The organism is Psychrobacter sp. AOP5-GZ1-6, assembly GCF_052376345.1.
Taxonomy (GTDB): domain Bacteria; phylum Pseudomonadota; class Gammaproteobacteria; order Pseudomonadales; family Moraxellaceae; genus Psychrobacter.
Genome location: NZ_JBQSVP010000005.1, coordinates 48,751 through 68,667, shown reverse-complemented (window position 1 = coordinate 68,667; position 19,917 = coordinate 48,751). Strand labels below are relative to the sequence as shown.

The 19,917-nt window shown below is 42.8% G+C and carries 17 protein-coding genes and 1 pseudogene; 5 read left to right on the top strand and 13 right to left on the bottom strand.

From position 1 onward, the window contains the following. Positions 1–457: pseudogene (locus ACT3RN_RS01760) on the top strand (saccharopine dehydrogenase); the annotation flags it as partial. Between the two features lie 725 nt (positions 458–1,182). On the opposite strand, the gene ACT3RN_RS01755 reads toward ACT3RN_RS01760, so the two are convergent. Then, positions 1,183–1,362, bottom strand: coding sequence for a pentapeptide repeat-containing protein (locus ACT3RN_RS01755; protein ID WP_444518442.1), 180 nt, complete (start codon positions 1,360–1,362; stop codon positions 1,183–1,185). Between the two features lie 183 nt (positions 1,363–1,545). Further along, a complete protein-coding gene (locus ACT3RN_RS01750; RefSeq protein WP_192520359.1) occupies positions 1,546–4,071 on the bottom strand; it encodes a Tex family protein in 2,526 nt (841 codons plus the stop codon). A 380-nt stretch (positions 4,072–4,451) separates the two neighbouring features. On the opposite strand from ACT3RN_RS01750, the gene ompR reads away from it, so the two are divergent. After that, entirely contained in the window at positions 4,452–5,210 is a 759-nt protein-coding gene (gene ompR / locus ACT3RN_RS01745) for an osmolarity response regulator transcription factor OmpR (RefSeq protein ID WP_192520358.1), read from the top strand. A gap of 121 nt (positions 5,211–5,331) precedes the next feature. Next, positions 5,332–6,519 carry a CobW family GTP-binding protein gene (locus ACT3RN_RS01740; protein WP_192992447.1) on the top strand — a complete coding sequence of 396 codons (1,188 nt, stop codon included), beginning with the start codon at positions 5,332–5,334 and terminating at the stop codon, positions 6,517–6,519. An 88-nt stretch (positions 6,520–6,607) separates the two neighbouring features. Here ACT3RN_RS01740 and ACT3RN_RS01735 read toward each other — a convergent pair whose 3' ends face one another. The 3 genes from ACT3RN_RS01735 to ubiG form a co-directional block, all read right to left on the bottom strand. Next, a complete protein-coding gene (locus tag ACT3RN_RS01735; RefSeq protein ID WP_192520356.1) occupies positions 6,608–7,417 on the bottom strand; it encodes a YciK family oxidoreductase in 810 nt (269 codons plus the stop codon). Positions 7,418–7,541: 124 nt separating this feature from the next. Next, positions 7,542–8,252, bottom strand: a complete 711-nt coding sequence (locus ACT3RN_RS01730) for an HAD family hydrolase (RefSeq protein WP_192991746.1) — start codon at positions 8,250–8,252, stop codon at positions 7,542–7,544. 77 nt (positions 8,253–8,329) lie between these two features. Continuing rightward, on the bottom strand, positions 8,330–9,157 hold the full coding sequence (gene ubiG, locus ACT3RN_RS01725) for a bifunctional 2-polyprenyl-6-hydroxyphenol methylase/3-demethylubiquinol 3-O-methyltransferase UbiG (protein WP_192520930.1): 828 nt from the start codon (positions 9,155–9,157) through the stop codon (positions 8,330–8,332). A gap of 592 nt (positions 9,158–9,749) precedes the next feature. Between ubiG and ACT3RN_RS01720 the strand changes: the two genes are divergently transcribed. Then, positions 9,750–10,373, top strand: coding sequence for a thiol:disulfide interchange protein DsbA/DsbL (locus ACT3RN_RS01720; RefSeq protein WP_192518405.1), 624 nt, complete (start codon positions 9,750–9,752; stop codon positions 10,371–10,373). Positions 10,374–10,524: 151 nt separating this feature from the next. Here the strand turns inward: ACT3RN_RS01720 and yjgA are convergent, their stop codons facing one another. The 8 genes from yjgA to mazG form a co-directional block, all read right to left on the bottom strand. After that, a complete protein-coding gene (gene yjgA / locus ACT3RN_RS01715; RefSeq protein WP_444518440.1) occupies positions 10,525–11,037 on the bottom strand; it encodes a ribosome biogenesis factor YjgA in 513 nt (170 codons plus the stop codon). Between the two features lie 100 nt (positions 11,038–11,137). Further along, positions 11,138–12,103, bottom strand: a complete 966-nt coding sequence (gene rapZ, locus ACT3RN_RS01710; RefSeq protein WP_444518439.1) for an RNase adapter RapZ — start codon at positions 12,101–12,103, stop codon at positions 11,138–11,140. A gap of 42 nt (positions 12,104–12,145) precedes the next feature. Next, the gene (gene panC / locus ACT3RN_RS01705) at positions 12,146–13,054 is read right to left on the bottom strand and encodes a pantoate--beta-alanine ligase (protein ID WP_444518438.1); all 909 of its coding nucleotides are present in this window, start codon (positions 13,052–13,054) and stop codon (positions 12,146–12,148) included. A 41-nt stretch (positions 13,055–13,095) separates the two neighbouring features. Next, complete coding sequence (gene panB / locus ACT3RN_RS01700; protein ID WP_444518437.1) at positions 13,096–13,896, bottom strand: 3-methyl-2-oxobutanoate hydroxymethyltransferase; 801 nt, start codon at positions 13,894–13,896, stop codon at positions 13,096–13,098. Positions 13,897–14,045: 149 nt separating this feature from the next. Further along, entirely contained in the window at positions 14,046–14,567 is a 522-nt protein-coding gene (folK, locus tag ACT3RN_RS01695; RefSeq protein WP_444518436.1) for a 2-amino-4-hydroxy-6-hydroxymethyldihydropteridine diphosphokinase, read from the bottom strand. Then, positions 14,560–16,836, bottom strand: a complete 2,277-nt coding sequence (gene pcnB, locus ACT3RN_RS01690; RefSeq protein ID WP_444518435.1) for a polynucleotide adenylyltransferase PcnB — start codon at positions 16,834–16,836, stop codon at positions 14,560–14,562. Before pcnB ends, folK begins: the two co-directional genes overlap by 8 nt. Positions 16,837–17,002: 166 nt before the next feature. Further along, the gene (locus tag ACT3RN_RS01685) at positions 17,003–17,302 is read right to left on the bottom strand and encodes a ComEA family DNA-binding protein (RefSeq protein ID WP_444518434.1); all 300 of its coding nucleotides are present in this window, start codon (positions 17,300–17,302) and stop codon (positions 17,003–17,005) included. Positions 17,303–17,373: 71 nt separating this feature from the next. Further along, positions 17,374–18,255: a nucleoside triphosphate pyrophosphohydrolase gene (gene mazG / locus ACT3RN_RS01680; protein ID WP_087813883.1), complete on the bottom strand. Its 882-nt coding sequence runs from the start codon at positions 18,253–18,255 to the stop codon at positions 17,374–17,376. A 131-nt stretch (positions 18,256–18,386) separates the two neighbouring features. Between mazG and ACT3RN_RS01675 the strand changes: the two genes are divergently transcribed. Then, positions 18,387–19,874, top strand: coding sequence for a phosphomannomutase CpsG (locus tag ACT3RN_RS01675; protein ID WP_444518433.1), 1,488 nt, complete (start codon positions 18,387–18,389; stop codon positions 19,872–19,874). Positions 19,875–19,917 lie beyond the last annotated feature (43 nt).

Below are 19,917 nucleotides of genomic sequence, written 5' to 3'. Positions count from 1 at the left end.
TTATAAATATGGACGTGATTTTAAATATGATGAAGCCATGTGGATGCAAGATGGTGTGAAAGGTCAACTATCGAGCTACGCCTTGAGTGCAGGCTTATTTGGATTTTCCACCGCTATGATGATCACCCCGAGCCGTGAGTTACTATCTAAACATGTATTGCCCAAATCAGGATCTGGTCCGTCTGAAGAAGAGCAAGAAAATGGCTATTATGATATTCGCTTTTTTGGACAGACCACAAAAAAACAGACTATTAACACCAAGGTAACCGGGGACAAAGACCCTGGCTACGGTAGTACCTCACGTATGCTAGCTCAAGCGGCACTGTGTTTGGCACAAGATATCAGTAAAGAAACTGTTGATGGTGGGTTTTGGACACCAGCATCTGCGATGGGTGAGCACCTGTTAGCACGCTTAGAGAAGTATGCAGGACTTAGCTTCGAGGTCATTGATGAATAATGGTCAACTTATCTCAAACGCATATAACCATCATTGATACATTGATACTCTCTCTATCACGGTACTGACAGAGATTGTTCATAAATATTTAACAGACTTTAATATGTAACAATATGAATACACTGATTTCACAATGTCACATGAAAACATTAAGCTGTTAGAATATTAATTCATGTACCACTTATGTACCACTGAACCGTCAAGAGCTTAATTGCTATTCTTCATTTCAGAATTTATGTTTGGTTATTAGTTAATTAATAAGACTTTTATCTTATACAATCATGATAGTCAGTATGATGGTTATCATGATTTTATTTTATCTGCATCTTATTAAAATATGCCTCCAAATCAATCAATAGTCCTTTAAATGTGCTAAATATATATTTTATCGACATATTCAGTCTATGTGCAGCAGCATTAGATACTGGTTAAATTAGATATTTCTTTAAATTAATATACAAAATCTGTAAACCAAGGAACCAACCCATGCAAAAACGTACTTTATCAATACTTATCAGTGCAGCGCTTACTATCCCAAGCTTGGCAATGGCAGCTCCTGCAGATACCACACCAGCAAACGTGCAAACAGCAATGGCTGATAGCGCAGTGCAATCTGACGTTGAAAATGCCGAAAACGGGCTAAACTCAGTTGAATCTAGCCCTTTTCAAATCAGTGAGACTCAAACTATTTCAATTGCAAGAACCAATGGTAATGCAAATATAGCTCAAGTAGAAGAAATGCAGCAGCCAGATATGTCACAACCAGATATGTCACAACCAGATATGTCACAACCAGATATGTCACAACCAGATATGTCACAACCAGATATGCCACAGCCAGATATGCCACAGCCAGATATGCCACAGCCAGATATGCCACAGCCAGATATGCCACAGCCAGACATGCCACAGCCAGACATGCAACAACCAGATATGCCACAGCTAGGTATGTAATCAGTCATTAGATAATTAAGTGTTCGGCTACTGATGATTGGTTTTTATCAGTAGCTTTTTCAGAACAGGACACAAAAAATAAAAAAGGCAGCCTAATGGCTGCCTTTTTTATGTTGCAAATAATTTACAATCTTTTATCTCTTGGTTTTAGTCACGCCTGCTTCTTGCAATAACGCACCAAGTGTACCCATCTTACTAGGTGTCTCAGTTTTCTCAGATCTTGGTGCCTTGCTACGATTATTACTAGCACTTCCTTTATCTTGACGATCGCCACGTGACTTGCTTGATCTCTTATCAGCCGATTTTGGGCGACTATTACGTGAACGATTGGTTTTGTCATCAGCGTCCGTGTCTTTAGCAGTAGATTTGACTGCTGAACGTGTTGGTTTTTCAGACTCAGGCTTCATACTAAAGCCAATACGACCACGCTTCTCATCAATAGAGATGACACGTACTGAGACAATATCACCTGGCTTCACACGATTCATCGGATCAGCGACAAAATCATTGGCCATTTGTGAAATATGAACCAAACCATCTTGGTGAACGCCAACATCAACGAAACAACCAAAGGCGGTAACATTAGTCACGACACCTTCGAGCTGCATGCCTTCTTCTAAATCTTTGATGCTATTTACATCATCACAAAAATTAGCTGTCTTAAACTCAGGACGTGGGTCACGTGCAGGTTTGGCAAGCTCATCAACAATCGCTTTTACGCTGATATTGTCATCATTAGTAGCAAGTGCAGTAGTATCGATAGTATTTAGCACACCATCGTTACCAATAATTTCTGACAATGGCTTGCCTGCTTGTGCTAATAAACTATCAACCAACACATAACTCTCTGGATGCACACCTGTGGCATCCAAAGGATTGCTGCCACCATGGATACGCAGGAAGCCTGCTGCTTGTTCAAAGGTCTTAGCACCCAAACGTGGAACATTTTTCAGTGCTTCACGACTATCAAAGGCACCGTTTTCTTTACGGTAGGTAACGATTTGCTGAGCGACATTGCGATTCAGACCAGCGATATGTGCCAGGATAGCAGGACTCGCCGTATTCACATCGACACCAACAGCATTTACGCTATCTTGTGTTACCTTATCAAGACTATCTGCCAATTGAGTTTGGTTCACATCATGCTGGTATTGGCCAACACCAATGGCTTTTGGATCAACCTTGACAAGCTCTGATAATGGATCTTGTAAACGACGAGCGATAGATACTGCGCCACGTACAGAGACATCCAAATTAGCCAACTCATCACTGGCAAGCTCACTGGCTGAATAGACAGATGCACCCGACTCATTAACGATAACGGCTTTCGCTTTTAGCTCAGAGTTGGCTGCCAAAATCTCTTTAATCATTGCGTCTGTTTCACGACTTGCCGTACCATTGCCGATAGCGACCAAATCAACATTATAAGTATCTAGTAGCGCACCAATGACTTTTTTGGCCTCGCTCATCTTATTATCAGGTGCAAATGGATAAACAGTAGCAACAACCGGTTTGTCTTCACTATCCAGCATGACATGGCCTTGTGCATCGACAATCGCCATTTTGACACCATGACGGATGCCTGGATCAACGCCCAAAATAACTTTACGACCGGCAGGTGCTGACATTAGTAAATGCTGCAGATTATTTGCAAACACATCAATGGCATCCGCTTCAGCCGTCAGACGCTTTTCAGTCAGCAAACGATGTTCTATATGCGGACGCCATTTTTCTTTCCACAAGCTGCTCGCTGCTTCCGTTAAAAATGCGCAACGCTCAGCAGGCGCTTTTGTATTAATATCAAAATAACTGATAATTTTTTCGATAAAAGGAGTATCTTCACCCTCAATCTTTAGACCTAAGACGTTCTCTTGGCGACCACGTAACATCGCCAATAGACGATGATTGGGCAGACGCGCTAAGCTTTCACTATGCTCAAAGTAATCTTTGAATTTTTCACCGACTTCACGTTTTTCATCACTAGCAACAGTAGACACGATACTAGCAGTTTTGGCAAAACCACTACGTAAGTTGTCTAACAAATCTAGCGCTTGCGTCCATTCGTCAACGATGATGGCTTGTATACCTGCCAACTGCTTTTCTATATCACTGAAATCAACCTCAATTTCATTACCACTATCATCAGTAATACTAGATGGTAATTGATAGTCTGCTAAGGCATCCGTTGGGGTAATCTCTTGCGTTAACACTGCCTGAGCAGCTATATCAAGGCCAGCAACTCGTGCTTTGGCAGCTGGTGAACGGCGGCGCGGACGATATGGCAGATAGATGTCTTCTAGCTCAAGTTTCGATGTCGCATTATCAATACGCGTCTGCAGCTCATCAGTCAAATTACCTTGCGTGCTGAGCAGCTCAGTAATTTTTAGGCGACGGGTGGCCATATCACGCTCATAATTGAGAGACTTCTCTAACGCTCGTAGTTGTGCATCATCAAGATTCTGAGTCTTTTCTTTGCGGTAACGGGCAATAAACGGAACAGTCGCGCCTTCATCGTAAAGTTTGACAAACGCATTGACTTGAGCAGTCTTAATGCCAAGCGCGCGAGCAAGCTTGTCGTGAATATTCGCGTGTGTGGTTGCATCCAAAACCTTTGCATTTGTCGAGGTTTGAGATGGCGTTAAGGTATCAGTGCTACTCATATACGTATCAATCGTTGAGAAATGTAGTTTTGCATTATAGCAAAAGCTGCATGAATAAAAATCCTTTTTATCTTTTCGTTATTTATCGGGGGTTTTATAGCAAAAAATGCCGAATATCATAGGTTTTATCACCTTGTTAAACAAACGCATACAGCATTTGTCCTTATGAGTGATGCAATTCGTTGTGCAATCTTATACACTAAAGTATCAATAACTAGAATATCGGTATGTTCTGATACATTAAACAATAGTTTTCAATTATAGGAAAATATTGCTTCTGACCAATAATTGGATAATGATACTATTTTGCTGATAGCCCTTCACACACGATTTTTATGTATGATATCTACTAATAATAATTTTTATAAGAGGATGCCTGTATGACTGATAATAACAGCCCTGATACTTTGACTCAGCGTATTTTAGTCGTCGATGATGATGCACGTTTACGCTCGTTGCTACAACGCTTTCTGGAAGACGACGGTTTTGTCGTCCGTACTGCCCACGATGGTAATCAGATGGACAAGTTAATGCAGCGCGAACTATTTTCGTTGGTAGTATTAGACTTGATGCTACCTGGTGAAGACGGTATCAGTATTTGTCAGCGTTTGCGTGAAGATAATGGTGACATTCCTATTATTATGCTGACAGCTAAAGGCGGCGATGCGGATCGTATCGCAGGACTCGAAGCGGGTGCTGATGATTATCTACCCAAGCCATTTAACCCTAAAGAATTATTGGCACGTATTAAAGCAGTACTCCGTCGCCAAAACCGTGAGCTGCCTGGCGCACCAAGTCATCAGCTTGAAGTGGTTGAGTTTGGACCATGGACGCTGGATCTATCGACTCGTACGCTCAAACGCGATGGTAATGTTGTTACCTTAACAACCGGTGAGTTTTCAGTATTAAAGGCATTAGTACAGCATCCACGTGAGCCATTGACTCGTGACAAGCTAATGAATCTGGCACGTGGTCGTGAATGGGGGGCAATGGAGCGCTCTATCGACGTCCAAGTGTCACGCCTACGCCGTCTGATTGAAGATAACCCTTCACAAGCACGCTACATTCAGACCGTTTGGGGTGTGGGTTACGTCTTTGTACCAGATGAAACAGAAGGGGAAACCGCTAAGAGTGAGTAACCTTTGATGCATGCATGTCATGATTTTAAAAATGACATGCACGCATTGAGTTACAAACACGTAATGACATAATTTCTTTTTAATATAAGCCGTATTTGATAGTTTTCAAACACGCGCTAATATGACGAGTATTTCTGTGAAAAAACCGATTATTTTTCAAAATATACCCTGCACCTTGGTGACAGGGTTTTTGGGTGCCGGAAAGACGACCGTAATCAATGAATTACTGGCTACAAAGCCTAGTGATGAGCGTTGGGCATTGCTGATTAATGAGTTTGGTCATATCGGCATTGATGGTTCGTTACTAGCAAGCTCACAAGACAATAATTTTGAACAACAAAAAATTGCTATTCGTGAAGTCAGTGGTGGCTGTATTTGTTGTACCAGTCAGCTCCCGTTACAAATCGCAATTAGCAGGCTACTCAGTGAGCACAACCCGCAGCGGCTACTCATAGAACCGACAGGACTGGCGCATCCACGCGAGTTAATCAATCAACTCGGTGCTCCTCATTGGCAAACAGCACTAAAAATGCAAGCCGTGATAACGGTACTCAGCGGCAGTCATTGGCAACAGGAGAAGTATCGCAACCAAGATGGTTTTCAGGCCCATGTCCGTGATGCGGATGCTTTGGTCATTAATCGTTACGCTCAATTGCAAGATACCGATAAACAAGCATTAATAGCGTGGATTACCAATCTAAATTCGTACGTAACAATCATTTGGGCACCAGATGAGCAAGCCACAGCTGATATTCAAAGTGCATACTTACTGAGATTGAACGATCAACTAAATAACGCTAGCCAAATAATCTCGAAACAACGCAAAATCAATATTACTCACACTCAAAAATCAGTCATGGGCTTGCAGCCTCCTAGAGCAGCTAAATCGATGTCACCGTTATCGGACTCTTCAGCAGAGAGTGATAGTGATCAACACGATACAGATATCGACCAACCCTACCGCTATCATGAAAAACAACAAGATATACTCTTAGCAGGCTGGCGATTGCCAGCGCACTATAAATTAGATGCGCATGAGTTGCAGAATTGGTTGTTGAAACTACCCAACTGGCTACGTATCAAAGGCGTTGTCAATACGACTGACGGCTGGCTACAGATTAACTTCACCCCTGACAGCTTAACCACCAAGACGGCCAGCGTGCAGGTTGATAGCCGAATAGAGATGATTTTGCAGTTAGATGAAGATGCAGCTAAAGAAGAGGTAGATATTGAACTGAAACCTGAGTTATCTGCAACCTCTATAAATTGGAATACCTGTGATCAAGAGCTGATGGCTATGGTTGTATAGCTCATAACAGTAACGTATATACTAAAATACGGAGTCGATATTCAAACTGACTGAAAAATGAATACGCCATAGCCAAGGAAAACCACTGCTAGTTTTTGGGCTGTAATTCAACCACTTGCCCGCGCACGCCAATGCTCGCATCACTCATCAAGCAAACGTAGCCTGCCATAATATCTTCTGGCGTTTTGAGACTCATAGGGTTTTCACCTGGATAAGCATGGGCGCGCATATTGGTACGCGTACCACCAGGATTGATACAGTTAAAACGCAGATTAGTCGTGTTCTGAGTTTCCTGAGTAAAGATATCACTCATCCCTTCTACTGCTTGCTTTGAGAGCGCATAAGCGCCCCAAAATGCACGAGGATGTGTACCAACTGTGCTAGAAGTAAATACAATGGAGCCATTATTTGCGTCTTTTAGTAGCGGTAGCAACGCTTGGGTGAGCATAAACGTCGATGTAAAGTTAACCTTCATCACTTGAGCAAAAGTATCTACATCATACATCTCAAGCGGCGTCAGCTGTCCAAGCAAACCTGCGTTATGCAACACACCATCCAATTGACCGATTTCTTTGTCAATTAATCCTTCGAGCTGCTGCATTTCGGCATAGGTAGCCCCTTCTAGATTCATTGGTAGCATCGCTGGCTGCTTACCACCAAAGCTTTCTATCTCATCATAAACATACTCAAGCTTACTACTGGTACGACCCAATAGCAGCACTGTTGCACCATAACGCGCATAGGTTAAAGCAGCAACACGACCAATACCATCACCAGCGCCTGTCACTAAAATGGTCTTACCATCCAAACAGTTCTCAGATGGTACAAAATCACGAATTTCATCATGAGTTAGAGGTTGAGTAGGGTTTTGACTGGTTTGCTGATTGTTATCACTCATGGCATTACTCACTGCTTATCGTTTACTAGTTAAATATCAATAAAATTAAGTACTCATACATTTAAATAATAAAACTTATAAATAATAGAACTTAATTAAGAATACGGATGTTCGGCGGGTCTATCTATAAATAATCAAACTTACCAGAGGATAGTAGTAGTTTATTTAACTGCTCAGGAGTTTCGGTAATGTAGTCTGCGCCCCACTTTTTTAGGTTTTTCTGATCTTCAGGTGGAATATAACCATACGCCGCCAAAATAGTTGGCATGCCAGCTGCATTGCCAGCTTCAATATCACGTATATGATCGCCGACATATAGCACACAACCAGCAGCACCACGAGGAATAGCGAGTTTTTCTAACGCCACATACATTGGCTCTGGATCAGGTTTTGAGCGTGAGACATCATCAGGACACACCAAAACAGCGCAGCGCGAATCTAACTGCATTTGCATTAATAACTGCTCTGCCAAATAACGTGGCTTATTGGTGACAATACCCCATGGCACCTTCTTTTCTTCGAGCGTTGTAAGCACTTCTTCAAGCGCGCCGAATACGCAACTATCAACACATATCTCAGCTTCATAGTCATCTAAAAATTGCTGACGAAACTCAAGCAATGTTTCTTCACTGAGATCAAGTTGATCGTTATACCTTAGCATCAATTGCACCATGGCTGAGGCGCCCGCGGAAACCTGCTCACGAATCTCAATTTCAGGTGGTGCTTGCCAATTATTTTCGCGACTCATTTTACCGATGATACGGACAAAATCAGCAGCAGTATCGATCAATGTCCCATCAAGGTCAAATAAAACTGCTTTCACAAATTGGGCCATAGTAAATACTCTTAAATTAAATAATAAAGTTAATAAAATATGATGTCACCGAAACAACCAAGCACAGTACCAAAGGTCTAAGCCATTGGCTTTTGTACCGCTATCATATAATTGACATCGACATTTTGTGCGAGCCAGTAACGCTTGGTCAATGGATTATAATGCAGCCCAATGATGTCTTTACGCACAAAACCTGCATTGGTTGCCATTTGGTCTAATTCTGCTGGAGTAATAAATTTGGCATAATCGTGTGTACCACGATCAAGCAAACGTAATACATATTCTGCACCAACGATGGCAAATAAGTATGATTTAGGGTTTCTATTAATCGTCGATAATACACAAACACCGCCTGGTGCTAATAAATCAAAACACGCTTGCACAATCGAGCTTGGATCAGGTACGTGCTCCAGCATTTCCATACAAGTCACCACATCAAACTGACCGGCATGCGTTTTTGCCAAATCTTCTACTGGAATATGCTGATAGCGCAAAGTATTTTCTAAGCCGCTCTGCTCTGCATGTAACGCCGCCGCTTTCAGGTTTTCAGTACCCAAATCAACACCTGTTACATCAGCGCCACGACGTGCCATCGACTCTGACAATATACCGCCTCCACAACCAACATCAAGCACTTTTTTACCAGCCAAACCTGTCTCAGCTGTTTGGCTATCATTGTCGCTTTGATAGCTGCGCTTAATATGTTCTTCTATCCAATTCAGACGCAATGGATTAATTTCATGCAAGGTTGCAAACGCACCGCTATTGCTCCACCACTCGCTAGCCAATTTATTAAATTTTTCAACTTCGCTAGGATCAACATTTATAGCATGAGCCTTTGTATCATCGAGAGGGGTCTTCACTTTCTCATTCAAAGAGGGCGAGTAATGTAGAGCTGAGCTCATAGCGTTTTTCCTTTATTGTCATTATCATATACAGTATGCAATTGTGTGCTTAATATTAGCATGAGAGCAGCAACTTTGTCGTAAAGACATCGTCACCGATTGTGAATGATCTGCGCACACTCTGGCTTATTACAATATTCGATTACCAATTTTCTCTGGCCTATAATAAATGAGTGCACCTTCAATAATAGGTTGAAACCGTCCAAGCCTCAAATGACGAAACCCTAGGATGTGTCCTCATTTTAAAAATGGTGATCAATTGCCGTCAAACAAGGAAAATAGCGCAGATAAGATCGAGATATTAGTCAGCTATTTGATGCCGTTTGGCAAGATTTAGCCATTTTCAACCCATTTAGAGGGCTATCGATTGAATTGAGGACACACCCCAACAAGCAATATAGCTTAAATAATAGCTAACAGCTTTACAACTCTCAGTTAAGAATCAGACTCACAAGTACACATGTTTTACATTATCATGGTCGATACGCTATTATAGTTAGATTATAATTGACACTATACGTTTATCACTCTAAAACGATAGCTATCAAAGCACTCTAACACACCCTAAGTCTCTACATCTCAAGGATAAAGTATGAAACGTCTCATCACATTGACTGGTCTGGCCATGGCTATTGGACTCGCCACTACTGGTGCTCAAGCTGCCGACTATGTCGCTGGAAAAGACTATCGCGTGCTAGACAATCCAGAAAAAATTAGCGGTGATGCTATCATTGTTCGTGAATTCTTCTGGTATGGCTGCCCGCATTGTAACGTGCTTAACCCACATATGGAAAAATGGGCTGCATCAAAAGATAAAGATGTCGCATTTTTCAAAACGCCAGCAGCAATGAATGATGTTTGGGAAACCAATGCTCGCGGGTTCTATGCAGCGCAACTACTAGGTTTTGAAGACAAAACTCATGATGCACTATTTGATGCTATTCAAAAAGATGGTCAAAAACTGTTTGACCAACAATCATTAAGCAAATGGTATGCCTCACAAGGCGTGGACGAGAAGAAGTTCAACAGTCTTTATAATTCGTTCGCGGTTGGCACAAAAATTGGTCGCTCACAAGCAGGTGCTAAACGTTATCAAGTTACAGGTGTCCCAACTGTCGTGGTACAAGGAAAATACGTAATCAGCGGTCAAGATGCTACTGTGCCTAAAATCGTTGACTATTTAGTTGATAAAGTACGCGCTGATAAAAAGAAATAATAGATATATTAGGTTAAATGACATAAAAAAAGCCAATCACATGATTGGCTTTTTTTATGTCGGTTACACTGACTAACTCTTTTAATCGATATGTGAATCAGTTACACATTTGACCCAACTACACACCTAACTCATCAAGCTTGTGTGCTTATTATTTTTTTAATTGCGATAAAATAGCGACTTCACGAATATAACTGGCTAAATCTGCTTTAGACTCTGCCATCAGCTCATCATCTTGGGTATGTTTAGCGTACTCAATCCATAACAGTAATTGATACATACTATTTTGTTCAGATGCTTGGTATTGTTTAACGAACTGCTTAAGCGTCCCTTCATCATTAATATTTAAACGCTCAAACCAACTTTCTATTTTTGAGACCTGTTCTTTAGGGAAAAACGCATCAAATAATGCTTTTACCAATTCGTGGCGGTTTTCTTCACTAATCAGCTTACCAACGCGCTTGGTTTGGCGAATACGAGCATTAGCGCTGGTGATATCGGCCAATGCCATGAGTTCTGCCATAAAATAGTCACTGGCTGGCAGATTTTTGAGCTGCTTTTTCGATAAGCTGGCAAGTGGTATCGACAACTTCTGCAAGCGCTCATGGGCCTTTTTGAGTTCAGTGCGCGAGACGCGCATATCCTGTTCTTTCCAGTCAATCATAAAAGCTTTCCAAAATAATAAATAATAAAATTAACAGGAGCATGTCCTCATTTTAGGAATAGTCATAAAAATGAAGATATGCCCCAGTGTTTACCAATAACTACCAACGATTTTTTTCACGATGTTTCGCCAGCACTTTTATACTTTGCGGCATAACATCGGCAAGACGACGTTGTAAATTATCGGTGATGAATACTGAACGATGCTTACCACCAGTACAGCCAATGGCCACTGTCACTGTATGGCGGTTATTGTGTAAAAATTCGGGCAACCAACGGGTTAAAAACTTATCTATATCATCAGTCATCTCAGCCACTTCTGGATAGTCAGCAAAAAATGCGGCAACTTCCGTGTATAGACCTGTCGAAGTACGCAATTCAGGATTCCAATGCGGATTCGGCAAAATCCTCACATCAAAGACAAAATCTGCATCAATAGGACTGCCATATTTAAAGCCAAAAGACAGCAGATTAATCACAATCTGATTGTCCACGCCGACATGTTCACGCAAGCTGTCTTTCAATTGATGAATATTCAAATTGCTGGTATCAATTCTGATATCGGCATGACCTGCGATAGGCTCTAACAGCTCCACTTCTTTTTTAATCGCGGCAGGTAGATTAAAAGCAATGTGCTTGGCATTATCACTATCGATATCCTGTGACATCAGCGGATGTACGCGGCGTGTCGCATTAAAACGTGCTATCAAAGTGCTCTCTTGCGCGGTCACATACACCACTTTGACCGCATGCGCCCCGTATGTTTTCTTTAAGGATGCATGCATCTCTGCAAAGTTGGATAGATCCGCTCGCGGTGTTCGAATATCAACACCAAGCGCAATACGACGAATCCCACTTTCATTGACCAATTTATGCGCAGCATCCGGCAATAAGGATAACGGTAGGTTATCAATAGAATAATATCCTAAATCTTCTAAGATATTCAATACTGAGGTTTTACCTGAGCCTGAACGCCCTGATACCACTAGGATACTGAGCTTGTCGGTTGCTATTTTACACGCTGCCTGCTCAGATTGACTGTTATTTTCACCCTGACTCACATCCATGATTCACCCATTCTAGTCCATTGCATCCTGCAAATTACTATGTCACAACGATTGATCCACCGTCACCAATTGATTGTCTAACAAACGTGCACGTCCTAGCCAAGCAGCGACTAAAATCATCAAACTCTTATTTTCTACATTAAAAGTTACAGTATCATTAGTGAGTGACTCTAGCGTATCGGTTTTAATGTCTAAATAATCAATAATGAAGCCAGCATCCGTAATACGCTGATGCGTTTCTGCTAGCAACGACTGAACAACTTGTTGGCTCTGTTCGCCTCTCTCTAACTGCTTTGCTAAATATTGTAGCGCTTGATGGATAACAGGTGCTGCCTCACGCTCAGTAGCACTTAAATATTGGTTACGCGATGAGAGTGCCAAACCATCTACAGCGCGGACAATAGGTGCCCCTATAATTTCAATCGGATAACTTAAATCACGTACCAATTGCTTAATAATCGCTAATTGTTGATAGTCTTTTTGTCCAAAAACAGCCATATCCGGTTGTACGATATTGAACAGTTTAGAGACGACAATACCAACACCGTCAAAATGCCCAGGGCGTGATTGACCACATAATTGAGTGGTAATAGCTCCCGCGAGAACGGAAGTCGGCGGCGGTAATACAGGGTACATCTCTTCAATACTGGGCGCAAACACATAATCAGTATCGACCGTTGCTAGCTTAGCGACATCCTCATCAAGCGTGCGAGGATAACTATCAAAGTCCTCTCCCGCGCCAAATTGAGTAGGGTTAACAAAAATACTAACCACCACGATATCAGCATGTTGCTTGGCTATTTTTACTAATTCAAGATGACCAGCATGCAGATTGCCCATCGTTGGCACTAAAGCGATACGCTGTGGGCCATCTTGATTGTCAGTTTTTTGTCCACGATAAGACTGTAAAGCCGTACGCAATGCGGAGATGTGATGATGAATGATTGGCATGGTTAACTATTCTTCTACTGATAATCGTAAAAACTAAAATGTTAGCTAAACTGGTGCTGCTCGGTTGGGAAGCTGCCTTCACGTACTGACTGCTGGTAAAGGGCAAATGCGCCTTCGATACTGCGCGGGCTATTACGCTCATCGGTCAAAAAGTCATGAATAAAGCGCGGGACACGGCCGTGCGTCATACCTAGCATGTCATGCATGACCAACACTTGACCATCCGTATCCGCACCAGCACCAATCCCAATAACTGGCACTGCGACGGCTTCCGTCACTACTTTTGCAAGCTCAGCAGGTACGCACTCTAACACTAGCAGCGCAGCACCTGCCGCAACGACTGCTTTCGCATCAGCAAGCAATTTATCAGCCGCTTCGTCACCACGACCTTGGATTTTATAACCACCAAACACATTAACTGATTGCGGTGTTAATCCTAAATGCACACAAGTAGGCGTCCCTGCTTGCGCCAAAGTCGTGATTAAATCGCAAAGCTCACTACCACCTTCAATCTTAATCACATGCGCGCCCGCCTGCATCAGCTGGCGACTATTGGCAACTGCTTCTGGTAGGGTGACATAACTCATAAATGGTAGGTCAGCCAAAATCAGCGCGTGTTGATTGCTACGGGCAATATTGGCTGTATGATAAGCCATATCATTGACAGTCACGGGTAACGTTGAGTCATGACCTTGCACCACCATGCCCAAACTGTCACCGATTAAAATGGTATCAATCTCTGCTTTTTCCATCATGCGTGCAAACATCGAGTCATAGCACGTTAAGCAAGTGAACTTGATGCCATCTTTTTTGAATTTTTTTAAAGTAGATAACGTCGTCATATGATCCTCGATTAACCTTTAGTACCTTTTAGTACCTTTAGCTGTCTCTAGCTATTATTCTGATTGTGATCAAAAATTTTAGCAATCGTTTGGTATAGCCAATCTACTATAAAAGAGGTGAACGCTGTCACTCTTTTATAGTAGATTGGCTACAGTAGTTTTAAGCCTGTCCAATCTTTGCTAGGCGGATAATCATCTATCGACTTGCTAGCAATGATAAGCGCTGGAGCTAACTCTCGCAGTGGTAATAAGACAAAATTACGCTCAAACAATCCAGCGTGCGGTACGGTTAATTGTGGCTCAGTGATTTGCGCCTTACCGTATAACAAAATATCGACATCCAAACTACGCTCACCCCAACGCCGTATTCGTGCACGCTTAGCCTCTTTTTCTAACTGTTGACAGTAGGCAAGCAACTCAAAAGGCGGCAATATCGTCTCAAACCCAGCGACGGCATTAACAAAATCAGGCTGATCTTGCGGCCCCATAGGCGCTGAAGCGTAAAACGAAGAAACACGAACCGCACGTATTTGATTATGCTCTTGCATCGCTGCGATTGCCTGCTGCAAATGTTCTACTGGTGAACCCAAGTCGTTAGACAAATTGCTACCCAAACCTACGTAGCAGGTTACCCAATTCGCGTTGCCCGCATCATTAGTAATATTAGACATTGTCATTACTAGGCTGGCGACGGCGACGTTTCGATGGGATAGGGCCTTTATTGTCATTCACACTACTCATACCAACATTGCCGTTAGCAGCTTGGCTGGTTTTAGCAGACTTTGCTTCTGTCGTTCTGGCTGGTTTTTTAGCGCTTTCAGGTGTCGTAACCTTCGCCACTTTTTTGCGCTCAACCGTTTTTTTAGCCGGAACATCTGTTTTATCAGTAGGCTGGGCTGCTGGCTTAGGTGCTTTTTTTGCATACTTTGCTGCAGCTTTAACATCGTTGTTAGTCGTCACTTGCATCTCTGTGTTACTAGCAAGATTTATACTCTCTACACTCGGCTGACGACGGCGACGCTTATGCGGTATCGGCTCGTTATTCATACTGACGAGCGCAGGCGATCTTGCTACCGAACGAGCCACAGATGAAGGCATAACCTCTGGCTGTGTTGCTTTTGGCTGCTGAGCTTGATTTGAGCGATCAGGTTTACTATCAGCCTTACTATAAGAGTTGGCATCAGAACTAGTATCCTGATTTTTTAGCGCTTTCTCAGTTAATACACTCTTATGGGCAGGTTTTTTCTGCGCCGCCTCTTGACGACTATCAGGTTTATCACCATTTGATAGCTGCTTCTGCAATGGTGGCACAACTTTTTCGTTCTCAATTACAAAGAGTGGTGCAGGCTTGGAATGATGGCGTTTATTTGCCGCTTGGTTGCTGCTATTGGCAAGGGATAGCTGTCGTAACTGAGCAAGCTCATGGCTGTCTTGACTTACTTGCTGCGATTCATAGTACTTGTTGTTATTGCTACCAGATTGCTTAACAGAGGCTGATTGACTGACAGCGCGGCGACGGCGTGCTGGAATATTTGACGGGTCATTTACCATATTCTGCTCATTCCTACCCTGCTCACCAGTATCATTGGCTTTGCTGTGCTTGGTATTTTTTTGATGAGATATTGAGTGATCGATGCTATTTGACTCTGAATTTTGATGATTACGCCCACGACCACGCTGCGCTTGTTGCCCTTTTTTATACGCACCGCGACGAATATTTTCATCAAAATCATCAATGACTTGCTGCTGCTCTCGTTCAGACAATGTCTGATAGGTCTGCCACCAATCGCCCATACCATTGGTCGACTCTGATAACGGATGCTCAGCATCACCGCATTGCTCACGCAATAACAAAAAGTCAAAACCTGCGCGAAAGCGTGGATGCTCAGACAGCTGAACGATTTGTTTGCTACGCGGGGCTGCAAGTCTTGGCTGCAATATCCAGATATCACGGATAAACTGCTCTGCAAATTTAGGAATCGCGGTCTTGATACGTTGACGATCAATCACTTTACCAGCGGCGTGCATTTGCGCTTCAGCAAACGGCATATTGCGCTTCTTGGCTTTTGCCAACTGATGCAGATAGTTTTCCCACAATAGCGCAGCATAAAAGAACGCCGGATTGATACTTTTGCCCGCAGCAATACGTTTGTCAGTATTAATAGCGACTTGATTGACCAATGCGCTTGGCTCAGATGGTGGGTAGATGATTAAGCTATCAATCGCCCCCGACTCAAACAATAGCGGCAATAATGGCACCAGATAACCACCGGTAAACATCTTCTGCGTCTCATCATAGAGACGATGCGGTGATATTTGCTCAAGCAATGCCCAATTGCCATCATGAAACTGATCGGCTAACTCGTCATCAAACTCAAAACCGAGCTTGGCTTTGAAACGTAAAGCACGCAACAAACGTACTGGATCTTCTTCGATACGCACTGGCGCATGGCCGAGCAGACGAATGATTTTATTATCAATGTCGTCAAGCGCACCGCAAAAATCATGAACCACACCTTTAAGCGGTTGATAATAAAGCGCGTTGATAGAAAAATCACGACGAGAGAAGTCTTGTTTGATATCACCCCAAACATTATCACGCAGGATCATACCGTCTTGATTGGTATTAGCATCATTGGTTGGTGGACCACGGAAGGTAGCAACCTCAATCAACTCACGGCCTGAATACACGTGCGCCAACTGAAAGCGGCGACCGATAATGCGGCAGCGCTTGCCAAAGACGTCTTTGATCTCATGCGGCTTGGCATCAGTGACAGCGTCAAAGTCTTTTGGACGTAAACCCAATAAGGTATCACGCACGCCGCCACCGACGATATAGGCATCAAACCCAGCTCGGTTTAAGGTGGCAATCACGTCAGTAATGGAATTGGGTAATTCAGATTTATTCAGTTCTAACTGCTTGGCGGCACGCTCGGCCATGCATCTACTCCTCGCCGGTATTCTTTAACCACCCCTGATGAACACAGCGTTTATCAGGCGGATGTACCTGCTAGTTTAACAAATTTTGCGCCTAGTAGGTGTGTTATGACTGATACTTACGTGCTATTTTGTCAATATTGGGGTTAATTAAAGCAAAATACTGCCCTTAATCTTGTACGCGTAAACGTCCTCGATTTTTCTCAACCGTTTTTGCACCGATACCTTTGACCTTTGCTAACTCATCCACTGTCTTAAAATCACCAAACATCTCACGATATAAAATAATCGCTTGGGCTTTGCTGCTGCCGATACCGTTTAATGAAACGAGCGCGCCTTCACTAGCACGATTGATATTAATGGTGGCTTGGTCACGTACCTGTATTTTGGCACTTTCTTGCGCCAATAGATATTTATAAGCCCTTTGAGGATTATCAAAACAAGGCGCAGCTTGAACACTGTTCAACATAAAAACCGCCAATATTAGACTGAAAACAGCCATATTGACTAAGCTAACAAATGAGACCTTATGATAAACGTTCATGACGATCGTTCATGTTGTTTCGCCGCTTCCCATAACGCATCCATCTCTGTTATATCGCTGTCTTCTAAACGCTTGCCAGTCGCAGCTAACTGCGCTTCAATATAACCAAAACGTGATTTGAATTTATGCACACACGTTAAGGTGGCTGCTTCTGCATCAAGATTGAGTTTACGCGCCACATTGACGAGCGCAAACATACAATCACCCAGCTCTTTTTCAATATCGCTAATATTGGCTTTGCTTATGTTATATTCAGCAGCATCTTTTGATTTATCTATCAATTCAGCCTTTAACTCGGCAATCTCTTCATCTAGCTTATCAAAAGCACCGCTAACGCCCTCCCAGTCAAACCCTAACTTTGACGCCTGTTTTTGCACATCTTGCGCTTGCATGAGCGCACTGCCCGCCTTGGTATTGTCTAAACGACGTTTTGGTTTGCCTCGTGCCTCGCGCGCTTGCTGCTCTTCCACTTTAATCTCATCCCAACGAGCTTTTACCGCCGTGTCATCTTCAAGGGTTTCAGCCTCAAAAACATGTGGGTGACGACGAATGAGCTTTTCTTGTAAAGTGGTGATAACATCGCTCATGCCAAAGCGACCTTGCTCAGCATACATCTGACAATGAAACACCACTTGCAGCAGCACATCGCCCAGCTCGCCTTTGATATCCTCATCGTCATTACTTTGTACCGCTTCGCCCAGCTCATAAGCTTCTTCGATGGCATAAGGAATAAGGCTGTGATTGGTTTGCTTTTTATCCCACGGACAGTCAACACGTAGCCGTGCCATCAAAGCCAATAAATCGTCTAATTCACCACTAGCAGTTGGCGTTCCTTGTGCTGGTGTAGGCGCTACTATTTTATTGTCGAGAGTATTCATAAGGGAGGCTCTTATATTTTTGCTTATCGTTCAATTTAGCAGTTAGTGTAGCATTGAACGCTTATTAGCTTATAATTATGCTATCTATTTTATTATTTTACCACTGCACATGCGCAAGGAATTTTATCATTATGTCTACGTCTGCGACCATTCGTTATCAGCCAGAAACTGCATTTAATCCCATTATTATTGATTCATTTAAAGCTTATGATATTCGCGGCGAGCTTGGGGTAAATCTAAACGAAGCCATTGCTTACCGTATTGGTCGTGCTTTTGCACAGATTTTATTTCAGCGTTATGGTGCGGCGGTTGAGGCTCATGACAATGATATGGTAAATCTAAAACCTGTCATCGTTATTGGTAGTGACATTCGCCATTCAAGCGAGCAATTAAAACAAGCGACCATCGCTGGTATTCTCGATGCTGGTGTCAATGTGATTGACTTGGGCATGAGCGGTACAGAAGAGGTCTATTTTGCCACCAGTTATTATCAGGCATTGGGTGGTATTGAGGTCACAGCCAGCCATAATCCTATTAACTATAACGGCTTAAAATTGGTTAAGGAACACTCAAAGCCGATCAGTGGCGATGATGGTTTGGCAGAGATTCAAGCATTGGCAGAGTTTGGGCAATTTATCACTAAAAACCGATCAGGAGCCTTGCAGTTATTAACTGATAAAAGCGCTTATATCGATCATGTCATGACTTTTATTGATACTGATAAGCTCAAACCCCTCAAATTAGTGATTAACTCAGGCAATGGCAGTGCGGGACCCGTGGTTGATTTATTGATTGATAAGCTTGCACAAGCTGGCGCGCCAATTGAAGTAGTTAAGCTACACCATACGCCGGATGGTAGCTTCCCCAATGGCATCCCCAATCCTATGATCGAAGCCAATAGAGTGGCGACTCAACAAGCTGTTTTGGAAAATAAAGCCGACCTTGGTATTGCTTTTGATGGTGACTTTGATCGCTGCTTTTTATTCGATGAATATGGTGAATTTATTGATGGTAGCTACATCGTCGGCATGCTCGCTCAAGCATTTTTGAATAAGTACCCAAATGAGTCAATCGTCTACGATCCACGTGTCATTTACAATACTGAAGCCGTGATTAAAGAGCATAACGGTAAGGCTGTCATCAGTAAATCTGGACATTCATTTATTAAGCAAGTCATGCGTGACTCTGGCGCTGTTTATGGCGGCGAGATGTCTGCGCACCACTATTTCCGTGACTTTTTCTATTGCGATAGCGGCATGATCCCTTGGCTGCTCACCATCGAGCTGTTGTCTGTCACCGGTAAGATTTTATCAGAATTGGTTACTGGCTATATTCAAGCCTATCCAAGTTCAGGCGAGCTTAATTTTCGTCTCACCACTCATGATGCACCAACGATTATTAGCGCTATTGAGGAAAAATTTAGCAGCGAAAATCCGACCAAATCAACCCTTGATGGCTTAAGTCTTAACTTTGGCGAGTGGCGCTTTAATCTGCGTGCTTCCAATACCGAACCACTGATCAGATTAAATATTGAAAGTCGTGGCGATAAAGAGTTATTAGCTATTAAAATTCGAGAGATTCAACAGTGGCTAGCGGCACAAGGTGCTGTACCAGCGTAAACGAATACGACTTAATATGGGTGATTTCGATTAAAAATCAAAA